This is a genomic window from Paenibacillus tabacirhizosphaerae (assembly GCF_040812395.1).
In the GTDB taxonomy this organism is placed as follows: Bacteria; Bacillota; Bacilli; order Paenibacillales; family NBRC-103111; genus Paenibacillus_E.
Window position 1 is genome coordinate 86,989 of the sequence record NZ_JBFNXH010000012.1, and the last position, 12,697, is coordinate 99,685.

Annotated in this window: 12 protein-coding genes; 4 read left to right on the forward strand and 8 right to left on the reverse strand. The window is 47.4% G+C overall.

Features of this window, described 5'->3' with window-relative positions; translation table 11 throughout:
* Window positions 1-375: 375 nt before the first annotated feature.
* From ABRS97_RS19865 to ABRS97_RS19885, 5 genes are all read right to left on the reverse strand, one after another.
* Entirely contained in the window at window positions 376-663 is a 288-nt protein-coding gene (locus ABRS97_RS19865; RefSeq protein WP_367816836.1) for a late competence development ComFB family protein, read from the reverse strand.
* A gap of 48 nt (window positions 664-711) precedes the next feature.
* Window positions 712-1,827 (reverse strand): N-acetylmuramoyl-L-alanine amidase, encoded by a 1,116-nt coding sequence (locus ABRS97_RS19870; RefSeq protein WP_367816838.1) that lies wholly within the window; start codon window positions 1,825-1,827, stop codon window positions 712-714.
* A 50-nt stretch (window positions 1,828-1,877) separates the two neighbouring features.
* Window positions 1,878-3,314, reverse strand: a complete 1,437-nt coding sequence (locus ABRS97_RS19875) for a M14 family zinc carboxypeptidase (protein WP_367816840.1) — start codon at window positions 3,312-3,314, stop codon at window positions 1,878-1,880.
* Window positions 3,315-3,684: 370 nt separating this feature from the next.
* Entirely contained in the window at window positions 3,685-4,032 is a 348-nt protein-coding gene (locus ABRS97_RS19880) for a hypothetical protein (protein WP_367816842.1), read from the reverse strand.
* A 21-nt stretch (window positions 4,033-4,053) separates the two neighbouring features.
* Window positions 4,054-5,712 carry an ABC transporter substrate-binding protein gene (locus ABRS97_RS19885; RefSeq protein WP_367816844.1) on the reverse strand — a complete coding sequence of 553 codons (1,659 nt, stop codon included), beginning with the start codon at window positions 5,710-5,712 and terminating at the stop codon, window positions 4,054-4,056.
* A gap of 743 nt (window positions 5,713-6,455) precedes the next feature.
* On the opposite strand from ABRS97_RS19885, the gene ABRS97_RS19890 reads away from it, so the two are divergent.
* Complete coding sequence (locus ABRS97_RS19890; RefSeq protein WP_367816846.1) at window positions 6,456-7,616, forward strand: sugar ABC transporter substrate-binding protein; 1,161 nt, start codon at window positions 6,456-6,458, stop codon at window positions 7,614-7,616.
* Window positions 7,613-9,061, forward strand: a complete 1,449-nt coding sequence (locus ABRS97_RS19895; protein ID WP_367816848.1) for a glycogen synthase — start codon at window positions 7,613-7,615, stop codon at window positions 9,059-9,061. Before ABRS97_RS19890 ends, ABRS97_RS19895 begins: the two co-directional genes overlap by 4 nt.
* A 78-nt stretch (window positions 9,062-9,139) precedes the next feature.
* Here ABRS97_RS19895 and ABRS97_RS19900 read toward each other — a convergent pair whose 3' ends face one another.
* The gene (locus ABRS97_RS19900; protein ID WP_367816850.1) at window positions 9,140-9,487 is read right to left on the reverse strand and encodes a VOC family protein; all 348 of its coding nucleotides are present in this window, start codon (window positions 9,485-9,487) and stop codon (window positions 9,140-9,142) included.
* 80 nt (window positions 9,488-9,567) lie between these two features.
* Window positions 9,568-10,035, reverse strand: coding sequence for a hypothetical protein (locus tag ABRS97_RS19905; RefSeq protein WP_367816852.1), 468 nt, complete (start codon window positions 10,033-10,035; stop codon window positions 9,568-9,570).
* Window positions 10,036-10,377: 342 nt separating this feature from the next.
* Here ABRS97_RS19905 and ABRS97_RS19910 point away from each other — a divergent pair, with 342 nt between their 5' ends.
* Together ABRS97_RS19910 and ABRS97_RS19915 are read left to right on the forward strand one after the other, a co-directional pair.
* A complete protein-coding gene (locus ABRS97_RS19910) occupies window positions 10,378-11,349 on the forward strand; it encodes a phosphotransferase (RefSeq protein ID WP_367816853.1) in 972 nt (323 codons plus the stop codon).
* A gap of 167 nt (window positions 11,350-11,516) precedes the next feature.
* The gene (locus tag ABRS97_RS19915; RefSeq protein ID WP_367816855.1) at window positions 11,517-11,858 is read left to right on the forward strand and encodes a DUF1801 domain-containing protein; all 342 of its coding nucleotides are present in this window, start codon (window positions 11,517-11,519) and stop codon (window positions 11,856-11,858) included.
* 56 nt (window positions 11,859-11,914) lie between these two features.
* Here ABRS97_RS19915 and ABRS97_RS19920 read toward each other — a convergent pair whose 3' ends face one another.
* Window positions 11,915-12,694 carry a DUF975 family protein gene (locus tag ABRS97_RS19920; RefSeq protein ID WP_367816857.1) on the reverse strand — a complete coding sequence of 260 codons (780 nt, stop codon included), beginning with the start codon at window positions 12,692-12,694 and terminating at the stop codon, window positions 11,915-11,917.
* Window positions 12,695-12,697 lie beyond the last annotated feature (3 nt).

Genomic DNA, 12,697 nt, shown 5'->3' on the forward strand with positions numbered 1-12,697 from the left:
GTGACAGCCGCCATTCGGCGGCGACACAACGTGCCCCCGAGGAGGTACTGCCGGACCGCCTATTCCCCATACACAGCGATATCGGCGGAACTACGATGCCTTATTCCACGGCAACGTCCCTTTTCTCCCCCTAAAGCGGAACTAGGGTGCGTTAAATGAGCGAAAACGTGCCTACAACCCAGCATTTCCTGCTCATAACGCACGGTAGTTCCGCGATACGTCCCTACAACCGAAAATACCACCGCATAACGCACCTACGTTCCGCTCACCCAGGCAAAAAGACGATCTATTGCAATCGAGACGGTAGGGGGGCCCTGATATATCACCAAAAAAAACCTGCTCACCCAGGCAGGGCGAACAGGTTATTCATTCAGGTTATTCATTTATACCGTCTTCAATAGCATGGTTCTGGTTATGCTCTACGATGAGAGCAGCTCGCATTAACTCTTGCATAACGTCCGATTGAAGCTGTGTATTTAAATATAGGCTTTTCACAAATAGCTGCCCTTTTTGACTGGAAACGTATTTGGGAGGAATGTTGTTTAAGACGATTGCAATAATATCTTCATGACATTGATCGCAGTCGCATTTCAAATCGTAACTTTTTCGAAATTCTTCAAACATATTGCCGACGATTGCCTCTACAGCGTTGACTACTCCCATTATGAATAACTCCTCCATCTATAAATCGCTTATCTCTGTATTAAAACATTACCTAGAGGGGATATCAAGTGAAATCCACAACTTCCCCATCCACGTGTCGATGAAATACCATTCCTTCCACTTCCCTAAAGCTTGGACGTTCTGGGGGGTTAGGCCTCCAATTGGCGTTGGATCTAAGGGACTCCGGTACATGGATGTGTTGCTCTTAAGCTCCAGCTGTTTCTCCTGCAGCTCAACTTCAATTGGGGTTGAACCGCCATTTACCCAACGATCTCCGACCCAGGTGTGGATTTTACGCCAATTCCCCCAAGCGGATGACGCTCGCACGATCTGAGGTGACAGTGACAAGGTTGTCCGAATCATTTTACCGTTCGAAAGCTCATACAACCGGGTCGTTTCAGCTACATAGAGATTGGTTTCGCCTTCTGTTTCTTTGCCTTCCGCCTGCACAGCTTCTGTTGCGTTAATTCCATTCGCAATCCCTTGCGCCAATGCATCCAAATAAGCCGCATCCGATAATTTTTCATCTTCTTGCGGATTCGTCATGAAGCCCATTTCCACCAAAATGGTCGGAACCTCGGACCAATTAAAACCGCTTAGGTCTGCACGCTGCACAGTGCCTCTGGATGCGGCCCCTGTTGCGCTTAAGGCCTCTTGCAATATCACTTGCGCAGCTTCCTTGCTTTTGGCAAAGACGCTCTGGCTTTGCACACTCGCCGCAGGATACAGTAACGAAATGCCCTCGGTGCTGGCAGAAGCATCCCCATCCGCATGGATACGGACGGCGAGATCTGCGTTCGCTTGGTTGCAAATGGTTGCTCTCTCTTTGTTAGAGAGATTCACATCATGGTTGTCGCGTGTCATCACGACTTGATAACCAAACGATTCCAGTTTTTCTTTAATCCGCACGGACGCTTCCAGGCTCAAGACATATTCCGGCTTTCTCGTTTTCACGCCTCTCGTGCCTGAAGATACCTTCTCTTTCATTTCCTTCGAGTTCGGCCCTAACGGTTCAAGCCCATTGTTTCCGTAGCGCTGATGACCCGGGTCCAGGCAAATGGTCTGCGCATGTTGGGCGTTTGCAAACGCCGCTGAACTGCATATACCGGCAAAAAAAACAACTAAAATTGCAATAACAAGTCCGCTTCGACGCATAAGTACCATGGCTTGACTCCCCTTCATGCTTTTAACATCCGCTATCAAAATTTGTCCGCCTATTTCTTATACGGAATCCAGACATCACCCATCCAGGTATGAATCAGGACCCAGTCTTTCCACCGTTCCAATGCGTTTACTTTCTGTGGATTAATTTCCCCAACAGATTTCTGACTCTCTGCTGAAGGATATTTGTATAAGGCAGTCTTCTCCTTCAATTCAATGGACTGAAGGAATTTTTCACTATGCCCCTGCAAATAGGACGCGTCACTCAGATGAACCCATTTCGTGCCCATCCATGAAGTTACCCGGTACCAGTCCCCCATGCGGGCATCGGACTCAACTTGACCTGCGGATAGTTCTCCCCCTGTTGGGAATGATTCGCTGGGTCGATTATACAGCTTTACATTTTGCAGCAGTTGCAATGGATTGGTCACCATCTCAACCGGATAACGCTGCTGCCACAATTTGTAGCCTTCGGATGCCAAATACAGTCCCATCGTCTCGTTCTCCGCCCAAATGTCGGTAAAGGTCCAGAGGGGCAGCTCATCCTCCTCGACGTACGGTCCTATCTCAGCCGTAAAACCGGGACGGCCGAACTGTGCGATAAACCAATCCGTGAAACCGCCCCCGGAAGGGTTTTGCTCTGGCTTCACCAACCTGTAGCCTGTCATCCCGCTTATCGTGGCCGCCATTTTCCTGTCGCGCTCAACGTTATCGGGGTCCGTATGGAAATGCCAGTACAGTACTCGCCCGGACGTGTGATAGGATAACGCGATTTCCGGATCTGTTTCGTATGTGAACCGGATCATGCTTCCCGCTTCTGCGGTTTCCGCCGGCTCCGATCCCTTATAATTTTTAAAAGACGGAAACGGGGGAGAATTGCGAATCCCTGTCCAATCGGCAGGATATTGCCGGTTAATATCAATCCCGTCCGCGTTCGCCTTCCAGTGGCTGAAATCAGAGCTCCCGCCGTTCATGCTAAGCAGTTGCCCTTGCTGCGCCTCAGGGTAAGCGTTAAGTCCGGATTGCTGCAGCGTAACGCCATCCGGATTGACCATAGGCACGAACCAAATGGAGCAGTGATCCAGCAGATCGCGGACAATGTAGTCATTGTATTTCATATTGTGCTCGTAGGCATAAGCATAACGGTCAATCATGTAGAGAATAAGGTTCGTACCCATCCATTCTCTGGCATGCTGAGAACCGTCAATCAGGACAGTGGCTTCTCCTTTGCCTAATTTCACAGCTGTCAGTTCCTTGCCGTATGCTGTCTTTCCAATCGACTTTACCTGAATCAATTCCGGATAGGCGGCTGCCAGCTTTTTCACATCAGCTGACATGAGGTCATACGTATAGGTTTGATAGGGGTTAACAATGTTTTGATTAACCGCGTTCGTCTTCTCCTCTGCATGGACGTTAATGTCCCCCATACATATGGTAGCGACTGCTAGTGTCAGGGCCGCCATCCCTAACCTTAATGGCTTCCACATCATGTCCAAACGGCTCTCCTCTGCTTCATTCTCTGAATCTAGTTATTCATTGCTAGTTTTTGCTAATTGTTCAACTATTATAAAAGATTATCGACATTAAATCTATATTTTCGATGTATTTCGACAATTTCACTCTATGGTTGTACGTTCAACAAAAAAACGCCTTCATCCAGAGGCACTTCATCTCTGAATAACAGCGAATCTCCATCATTAAAGACTCGAAAAGGCTAGAATTAGAGCGTGTAAAACAGGTGAACAATCGGCATCGGCATGAAAGCTTGGCTCGACAAGACTCGATTTAGCTCGCTCTGCGGAACTGCGAAGCGTTATTTCACTGAAAACCGCTATTGTTAACCATCATCGTCAAGAGGAACTACGATGCGTTATTCAGGCAAATTTGAGCATCCCCCACCTTATTTCTTACGCTTAGCGCACCCACGTTCCGCGAAATGCCAATAAAAGCAAATATGACGATCCATAAGGCACCTACGTTCCGCTCATCGAGCATGATGGGATATTCCCGCAAAATGGACAGTCCCAGTAAAGGTAATGCGCCTATCAGCATGCTGCTCAAACTTTCTGTTAGAGGCGTAGCGCCCGATTCGCCCATCATAATAGTTACCGCATCCCCAGGCAAAAAATGAAGGATAACAAACACCAAGGTCAAATTTCCTAAAATGACAACGAATGATGCAACGACTCTGTAGAGCAACTCCCTCATGCAATCCCTTTCCCCGCCCGATTACTTTTTGAACCAAGCGTCATAAAAAACAGGCAACCCAGAGCTGTCAAACCGAATATCCTGAACTTCTTTACCGATAGCCAACGTATATGGAAGCAAGTGCAAAGGAACGGAATAAACTTGGGCAGCGGTGTATTGCTGAATCTTTTTGTAAATCTCCTCGCGCTTCTTCGGATCTGCCTCCGCGTAACCATCGGCCATCCATTGATCCAATTGAGGGTCGCTAACCTGTGCCGTATTATACAAAGGGTTGGCATTTTCGGAGCTGTATTTAAACCGAAGTACGTCTGGATCCGTGCCTGCCCAGCTGCCTCCGGCCAAATCATACTTTCCGTTTTGAACGGTTTCGACATACCCTCCTGAAGCCAGTACATTAATCTTCAACTCTATGCCCAGCTCTTTTAGTTGATTTTGTGCCATGACGACAACATCCTGATGCTTATCCCGATTGCCAATTAATTCCACATCTTCGATCGTAAACCGTTTGCCCTCTTTCTCCCGAATGCCGTCCGCCCCCTTCTTCCATCCTCGTTCGTCGAGAATTTGGCCCGCTTTCGCTACATCCGGTTTCCATGTGTTTTCCAACGACTTATCATAACCGAATAAATTCGGGGACAGAGGCCCCCATGCTCTCGTATACGTCCCGAGGTATAGCGTTTTTACAATGCTATCTACATCAATGCCTAGTTTGACGGCTTCGCGTACTTGAACATCGTCGAATGGCGCTTTTTTGGTATTAAACCACAGCGAATAGTTAATTCCCGCCAAATCCGTTTTCAGCACGGTAAAGTTAGGATCTGATCCAAGAGAGACAACATTCTGCGGTGGAATCCCGTCAGCCACCTGCGCCTGTTTACTTTGCAAAGCGGCAATTCTGCTTGCTTCCTCAGGCACACTTTTGATAATCAATTTATCCAGTAATGCCGGACCGGAATGTTTGGCTGTAGGCGGAGCCCAATTGTAATCCGGATATTTATCGAGATACACATCAGCGCCTGGAACAAGCTTCGAGAATTTGAACGGGCCGGTTCCTACCGGATTCTGCGCGAACTTGTCACCGTACGTCTTCACGGCTGTCGGCGATACAATAGCTAACGACACTTTGGCCAGATTACTGAGAAAAGGAACGTAAGGCTTACTGAAGTTCAACTTGATTGTATAATCATCAATGACCTCCGAAGACGTATAGGGACCGACTAAACTCGCCGCTTCCCCCAAACCTGCTTTTGTCGAAGGATCTTTGATCCGATCAAAGGTAAACTTGACGGCTTCTGCGTTAAAAGGAGTTCCGTCATGAAATTTGACATCCTGCCTAAGTTTAAAGATATAACTCTTTTGATTGGAGTCGATTGTCCACGAGGTAGCCAGCCATGGTTTAAACGTATGATCAGGCAGCTCTACGACCAAGCTGTCGAAAATAGCCCTCAGCACCCTGAAATTTTTATTGTTCGAAGTCATCTGCGGATCCAGCACATCGCCTTGCAACGGACCGGCAAAAGCAAACGTCAATTCCCCGCCTGGCTTTCCATTTGGTGCCGCTGATGCTTGTGCAGTTGGCTTTATGCTTGCCGTAACGCCGCTTCCACTTGAGGTGCAACCACTCACAATCAATAACATGCCAATCATGACAGGCACGTATTTCACAACAAAGCGAATCATCTTATCTCCACCTTTATTTTCATATCCGCGCGCTGGATTGTTCGTTCCCTCGGTGGACCGCTGGGCGTCTTGCCAATCATCTTACAACTACTAATTCCTATTTGTGAAGTCGGTTTTGAAGATGTCGAAATTGTCTTATACTTATTCGAAATATCGTTGTAATGCTCCAAGCATGCTGAGAAAATGTCTAAATCCCTACGTCCTGGCATGGGGAAGGAACTGGGTATGGGGTTGTAAGATTCCGGATACATCCCGCCTCCGCAAGCTTCGCAAGAAAACGGGGGAAGGTACTGCCGGACCGCCTATTTCCCATGCACAGCGATATCGACGACGGAACTACGATGCCTTATTCCACGGTAGCGTCCCTTTTCTCCCCCTGAAGAGGAACTAGGGTGCGTTAAATGAGCGAAACTGTGCCTAAATCCCAGCTTTTCCTGCTCATAAGGTACGGTAGTTCCGCGAAAAGCCCCTGCAACCGAAAATACCGCCTCATAACGCACCCACGTTCCGCTCACCCACGCAAAAACACGATCTATGGCAGATACAATCAAATATGAACAAAATGAAAACATCTGGGGTTCGACATAATTTTCCTTACTTCGACATGAAGGTCATGATATATTTCTTGCATGCGAACTTGCGCAAACGTTTGCGCAATTCATCTTTAAGACTTCACTAACGCACATTTGGCATGAAAACCAAAGCGCGTTTCATTCAAACAACTACACTCGCAAAGGGGAACAATGATGACAAGTAAAGTGGATAGCGGCAAGCCCATCGTCATTTGGCACGAGTTTGACGGACCTGGAGACACATCCATTGAAGTTTTAGAGGAGATTTGCGAATTATATACGGAGCGCTATGGTGTCAAGGTGATCCCTGAAGTGATGAGTATTCACGATTTGGGGCGCCGTTTAGTGGATATCGCCAACACGGGAGCAGGGCCGCATATTGCCTTCGTTCCTGCGGACATGCTCGTATTCGCTGAGCAAGCGAAATACGCGGAAGTGCCTGCCGAGCCTTTCCTCGATCTCGTGGGCCAGGATTCGCTAGCTTCTATGACCATGAACGGAAAGCAATTAGGCATCCCGATATTAACTGGCAATCATCTCGTACTTTATTCGAATAAAGATATCTATCCGGTTCCCCCCGCATCATGGGAAGAAATTGCACGAACAGCAAGTATGCTGCTCGATAAAGGAATCACACCCATAGGGGCAGATTTGAAACAATCCTATTGGTTCGTCCCTCTCCTCTCTGCTTTCGGCGGATGGCCGATGAGGGACGGCAAGCCTCATCTTGATAATGAAGAAATGAAGCAAGCCTTAGCTTTCGTCAGCGATGCATTCGAACAAGGAATTGTAGCAAGTTTGGACGGGTCTACTGCTTTGTTGGATGACTTCATTAACGGCAAGCTGGGGGCTATTCTTTGCGGGGAATGGATTTATACCCATCTTAGCCGGAATCTGCAAGACAAATTGACCGTTTCCAAACTTCCCGATATTGGAGGAAACCCTTCCATTTCCATGACCTCATCCATCGGCTTTGTTTATCCTAACGGTTCGCTCGATTCCGATGCTCGTGAACAGATCCTCTCCTTTACAAGCTTCATGCTGAGCGAGGAATGCCAGTTGAAATGGGTGAACCGCGTCCAGCGCATTCCGGCGAATACGAGGGTTCAACAAGATTTGCTTACGAAAAGCTCGCCCAATACCCAAGCGATCTTATCGCTGCTGCCAACCAGCAGGCCGATGCCCATTCATCCAGCCATTATTACGACTTGGAAAGCGATGAGCGCGGGCATAGAAATCTTACAGGAGCAAGGCCCGGAAGAGGCATTCCGGCGTATGGAACTAACCGCCAACTCGGATACTCCCCTAATCGGGACGGAGGATGTACAATGACCAACAATGTGAAAACCCTCTATATTTCCACCGAAGTGTACCCGTTTGCCAAAACAGGCGGACTTGCCGATGTATCGGCATTTCTTCCGAAGTCCCTAAGAGCGCATGGATACGATGTACGAATCATGATGCCGAAATTCCGAAACGTGAAAGACCATTACAACGATCAACTTAAATTTGTCGCTGCCATCGATATTCAGATCGCCGACAGAACCTCTCAAGCTGTTGTAGAGATGATTGAATACAATGGGAATATCGTCTATTTTATCGACTGCCCGCATTATTTCGACAGGGACCGTCTGTATGATTACGAGGATGAGATGGAGCGTTTTGTTTTCTTTTGCAAGGCTGTCTTGGAGGCCCTTCCCTTCCTTGGCTTTCAACCCGACGTGCTGCACTGCAACGATTGGCTGACCGCCTTTATTCCGTTTTTCCTGAAAAACGAATATAGCACTCGTGATTTCTACAGTGGGATGAAATCCCTGTTCACGATTCACGCACTCCTCTATCAAGGCGTATTTCACAAAGATAACGCTTCCAAAGTTCTGCATATGGATTGGGCCTATTTCCTTGAACATGGTCTCGACTTCTATAATCAAATCAATTGTATGAAAATTGGCATCAAACTCGCCGACGCCGTGAGTACGGTAAGTCCCAGCTATGCGGCTGAGATCAGCAAAATCTCCCCGCTCCATATGGAGCCGCTCACGCCCGTTCTCAACAAACGCCGGAAAAATTTGTACGGCATATTAAACGGGATCGATCTGGACGAGAACAATCCTGCGACTGATCCTAGGCTCTATGCGAATTACGATGCCAACGACTTATCCGGTAAACGGCAAAATAAAAGCAAGCTTCAGGAAGCCTTCGGCCTCCCCGTTCGGGAAGATGTGCCTGTCGTGGCCATCATATCCAGATTGGAGATTACGAAAGGGCTCTACCTCATCGAAAAATCGTATCATGAGCTGCTCAAAGATGATTTGCAGTTTATCATTGTAGGTGACGGCATCCCCTATTACGACTATTTGTTCACGAACATCATGAAAGCTTTCCCTGATAAAATGCGCTATGTCGCTTACAATGAAGATATCGCTTATCAAACCTATGCCGGAGCCGACATCTTCCTCATGCCATCCTATACGGAAGCTTGCGGCATCTCTCAGCTGATCGGCATGCGATACGGAACGGTGCCTTTGGTTCGGGAAACCGGGGGTCTACGCGATACTGTCCAGCCTTATGATGAAGCAACCGGCGAAGGAACAGGCTTCTCCTTCAAATATGCGAATCAATGGGTCATGTTGGATGCCATCCGCCGAGCGGCCGATCTGTATCGCGACAACAAACCCGTGTGGCAGACCCTCGTCACCAGATGCATGACGCAGTCGCTAGGCTGGGAGCATTCAGCCAAATCATATATCGAATTATATGAGACAATGCTCCGTTAAATTTAAATGTTAATTTTTATATAGTAATTAGGGGAACCTTCATTTGTCGAGGTTCCCCATTCTTGTTCAACTAACTCGTTATTTCTCCCAAAGCTCAACCAGTCGACCATCAGGATCTTCAATCCAAATAAACTTTCCAAATTCACTACTCTCTTTTTTCTTTGCAAGAGGTACACCAATTTGTTCAAGATGCTTAATCGTCTCGTCTAGATTATGTACTTGGAAATTTAACATCACTTGTTGTTCTGTTGGAAAATAACTGTCATTCTCAGTAAAGAAAGAAAAGATGGTCTCATTTCCTAATTCGGGTTTTATCACAGTCCCATTCCAATTTTCTATTTCAATCTTCAACACTTCACTGTACCATTTTTTTATAACTTCAAGATTCTTAGTTCTCCAAAATATTCCTCCGAAACCTTTTATCATCGTATCTAATCTCCTGTCCGTCATTTCAAATTTAATGCCTCTGTTAATCGTTCCTTATGGGATCATCTATGCAATTTCCGTTAGCGGTCCTCAATGACATCCATAATTGTCTGCACATAAGCATCGATACTGAACCATCTGGACTCAATCTCAACACGGACATTATTTTCAACCATGTCAATCGCTTGCCGAGGATTCAGAAGGTCGTATCTGGGGTGATACATTTCCGTAAACGGCGGAAGATCCGCTCGTCCCATCGGGGCGATCGGCGTAGCGCCTAACAGCTGCGCTTCATATAACGCTAAGGTCAAACTTCCGCCAATCGTAACTGAAACGGCCGCTTTGGCTTTGGCTAGCAATTTGTAGTATTCAGCATGGGGAAGCCGCCCAACTTCAATGCCGAGTTCACGCCACAAGGGGACGGGATAATGGGACAAAGGGTTCACAGGAGAAGCCACGACAACCCGATAGCCTCTTTCCATGAACTCAAAAGCCAAGCGTACGGACAAATACGGCTGATAAAATTCATTCATCCTGCCAGGAAACACAACGAGCTTCTCCTTCGCAGGCGATATCTCCGTTTCTTGCAGAGTTGCATTACCTCCGCCTGCTTGAAGAGGTCAAAAAGGGTATATCGCGTAATTAACACAGGAGTAGATGGATCTTCGGGCAATGAAGGCGAATAGACAAAAGGCACGTTTGCGGCCTCCAGCCCTTTTCTCAAGCCGCAAATAATTAGGGTACCACGCTGTCTCATCTTTCTCGTCTACGAGCACGTGCAGCATAAAGACCTTCCTTCCGGGATGTATTCAACAATATTTTGAGATATAATCACAATATATCATATTTCCCAAATGGGTCCCAACCCCATGGATAGCGAGGCGACTAAGATGAAGCCCTTCGATTTAGACATCTCCGATTCTGGCGAATTGCTTACTTCTGTTCCCCACCATCGAGAAACCATTTATATAGGCCGCAACGGCAATGCCGTAGAACGAGTACGAGTTAACCATCCTCAGAGTCCGAGCAGCTATATTTTCAAGCCCCTCACGAACGATTCAAGTATGGGTAAAGAAGTATGGGTTCAACAACATCTCGCTCCGCGTCTGCCGGAAGTGCTCACTCCCCGCATTCACTTGTCCTCGAAGGCAAATAATCCGAAATTGTACTGGATCATCTATGAAGACATGGGCGTATTAACGCATAGTTTTGACCAAGATGTGTTAAACGAAGCGGCAGCGGCAATTCCCCAATGGCACTTATTGGTGCCGGATATCGTCCCTGATGAATTTGAAGGGCACATGCCACTAGCTTCCCAGATTCAAGCTGATTTATTAGCGAAAGCCGATATCATGCGGGCATACTTGCTGGCAAATGGCTTTGATTCAAGCGACTTCGATTATATTCAACGTGAAATTCTGCGTCGCCCTAACATCGCTGGCGAACGCGTCGTCTGTCACGGAGATTATTATCCGCTAAATCTCGCGAGAGAAGGAGGCAAGCTCATTATTTTGGATTGGGAATACCTGCATAAGAACAGCGTATTCTGGGATCTCTACTGCCTTATGGATATCACAAGCCCGATGTACAGAAGACCGGTGCTGGAACAGGCCGTCCGTGTCGACATTTTGCAGGCTTACATCTCGGCACGGCATGCACAGCACAGATCAACAACGCCATCCTTCATTAACGACTATCATCTCTATTGCGCTTTATACTCGCTCTGGCTTCTCTTGCTGATCGAACAGGATCTCGAGCAGATTAAGTTCGACAAAACGGCTCTGCATGCGCAGAAAGCGGAAACTCTTGGGATTTTCAAACGTGTATTTGATTATCTGCGCGAAGAATTTGCAGTAAACTAGTCCGCAGGAATTTTCTGGTAGATGGCGAATGCATACATGAGCTCACTCGGTTCGCCGCGGCCTGCTGGTTAAAGTCGGCCACAGTGCCGAGGCGAGAGACCATATTGGCATTACGCGGCAGATTGTCAAGCAGTAAACTAACCACTGACAGAAAGGAAGATTTCCCGATGAATCCTGAAGTAACGGTTTTTATCGAAGCGGTAAAAGAACCTTGGCAAGGAGAGCTCTGCACGCGCCTTCGCGCGGTCGTCCACCAGGCGATTCCAGATATACAGGAGCGAGTGCAGTATAAGAAACCCCATTTTTTGAAAAATGGAAAATACGCCGCCGTCATTTCAACGTCCAAAGACGCCGTTAGCTTTACAATCTTTAACACAAGTGAACTTGCACTTCCGGAGGGATTGTTCGACGGTCCTCCCGAAAGGAAGACGATTAAGTTACGACAAGGCCAACCGGTTGACACGGATCAACTGTCGAGTCTGCTAAGCCAGGCGTCCTCGACGCTATAATTTCCTGCTAAGAACGGAAAAACCGCCACATTCAAATGGCGGTTTTTCATTGCATCCTACACCCATTCAGGCAAATTCAGCTCTGAACTGGAGCATATCCCTTCACTCAGCGCTTGCCCGCGAATAGCCAGATAAAGCTCAGCCTTGGTTGAATTGACATAAGGCAAGACGAACAAGACACCCACGAGCAGCGCGATGCTTCCAAGCAAATACCAGCCGATAAAGGAAAGATCCAGTACGAACATTTTCCACTTATGGCCTCGAGTCATCCGGTTGCTTAACTCGACAGCGCGATACGTGCCAATGCCCGGATTATCAGCCAGAATGTAGGGCACCAAACTGTAGGCATAGGACTTCACAATACCTGGAACAAGGAAGAGCAGATACCATAAGAAGTTCAGAAAGTCCTTCCACAGCATGGCTTTCACATTCGCCAAATACCTGCCTTGGATAAAAGCATACCCCAAGTAATCCATTCTCACATCGGATTGCGCAGCCTGTTTGAAATATTGTCTTATACCTACCTCAAGCGGGGCGCACACAAAAACGCGAAAAGCAATTACGACCAGCGCGACTATAACCGCGATCACAATTCCAAAAGCAATAATAGTTATAAGCGCTCCAGTCGGTATGTCACCGAATCCATCTGTAAAATTAGATATCGACGTCGACGAATCGATATGGTTTCCGCCTCGTCCTCCTCCTCCAAAATTGAACGGGCCCGTCGGCAACTCCCCGCTAATAAACGCGAGCAGCAAACTAACGACCAACGCCTTCCAGTACGACGTTCTCAGCACATGCTTTGCTCTTGCTTTTAACTCCCTACGTGTCCACATTCC

Bases quoted from the DNA above. Each gene is read 5' to 3' on its own strand.
- ABRS97_RS19865 (WP_367816836.1), bottom strand. From the start codon at position 663: ATGGGAGTAGTCAACGCTGTAGAGGCAATCGTCGGCAATATGTTTGAA.
- ABRS97_RS19870 (WP_367816838.1), bottom strand. From the start codon at position 1,827: ATGGTACTTATGCGTCGAAGCGGACTTGTTATTGCAATTTTAGTTGTT.
- ABRS97_RS19875 (WP_367816840.1), bottom strand. From the start codon at position 3,314: ATGATGTGGAAGCCATTAAGGTTAGGGATGGCGGCCCTGACACTAGCA.
- ABRS97_RS19880 (WP_367816842.1), bottom strand. From the start codon at position 4,032: ATGAGGGAGTTGCTCTACAGAGTCGTTGCATCATTCGTTGTCATTTTA.
- ABRS97_RS19885 (WP_367816844.1), bottom strand. From the start codon at position 5,712: ATGATTCGCTTTGTTGTGAAATACGTGCCTGTCATGATTGGCATGTTA.
- ABRS97_RS19890 (WP_367816846.1), top strand. From the start codon at position 6,456: ATGATGACAAGTAAAGTGGATAGCGGCAAGCCCATCGTCATTTGGCAC.
- ABRS97_RS19895 (WP_367816848.1), top strand. From the start codon at position 7,613: ATGACCAACAATGTGAAAACCCTCTATATTTCCACCGAAGTGTACCCG.
- ABRS97_RS19900 (WP_367816850.1), bottom strand. From the start codon at position 9,487: ATGATAAAAGGTTTCGGAGGAATATTTTGGAGAACTAAGAATCTTGAA.
- ABRS97_RS19910 (WP_367816853.1), top strand. From the start codon at position 10,378: ATGAAGCCCTTCGATTTAGACATCTCCGATTCTGGCGAATTGCTTACT.
- ABRS97_RS19915 (WP_367816855.1), top strand. From the start codon at position 11,517: ATGAATCCTGAAGTAACGGTTTTTATCGAAGCGGTAAAAGAACCTTGG.
- ABRS97_RS19920 (WP_367816857.1), bottom strand. From the start codon at position 12,694: ATGTGGACACGTAGGGAGTTAAAAGCAAGAGCAAAGCATGTGCTGAGA.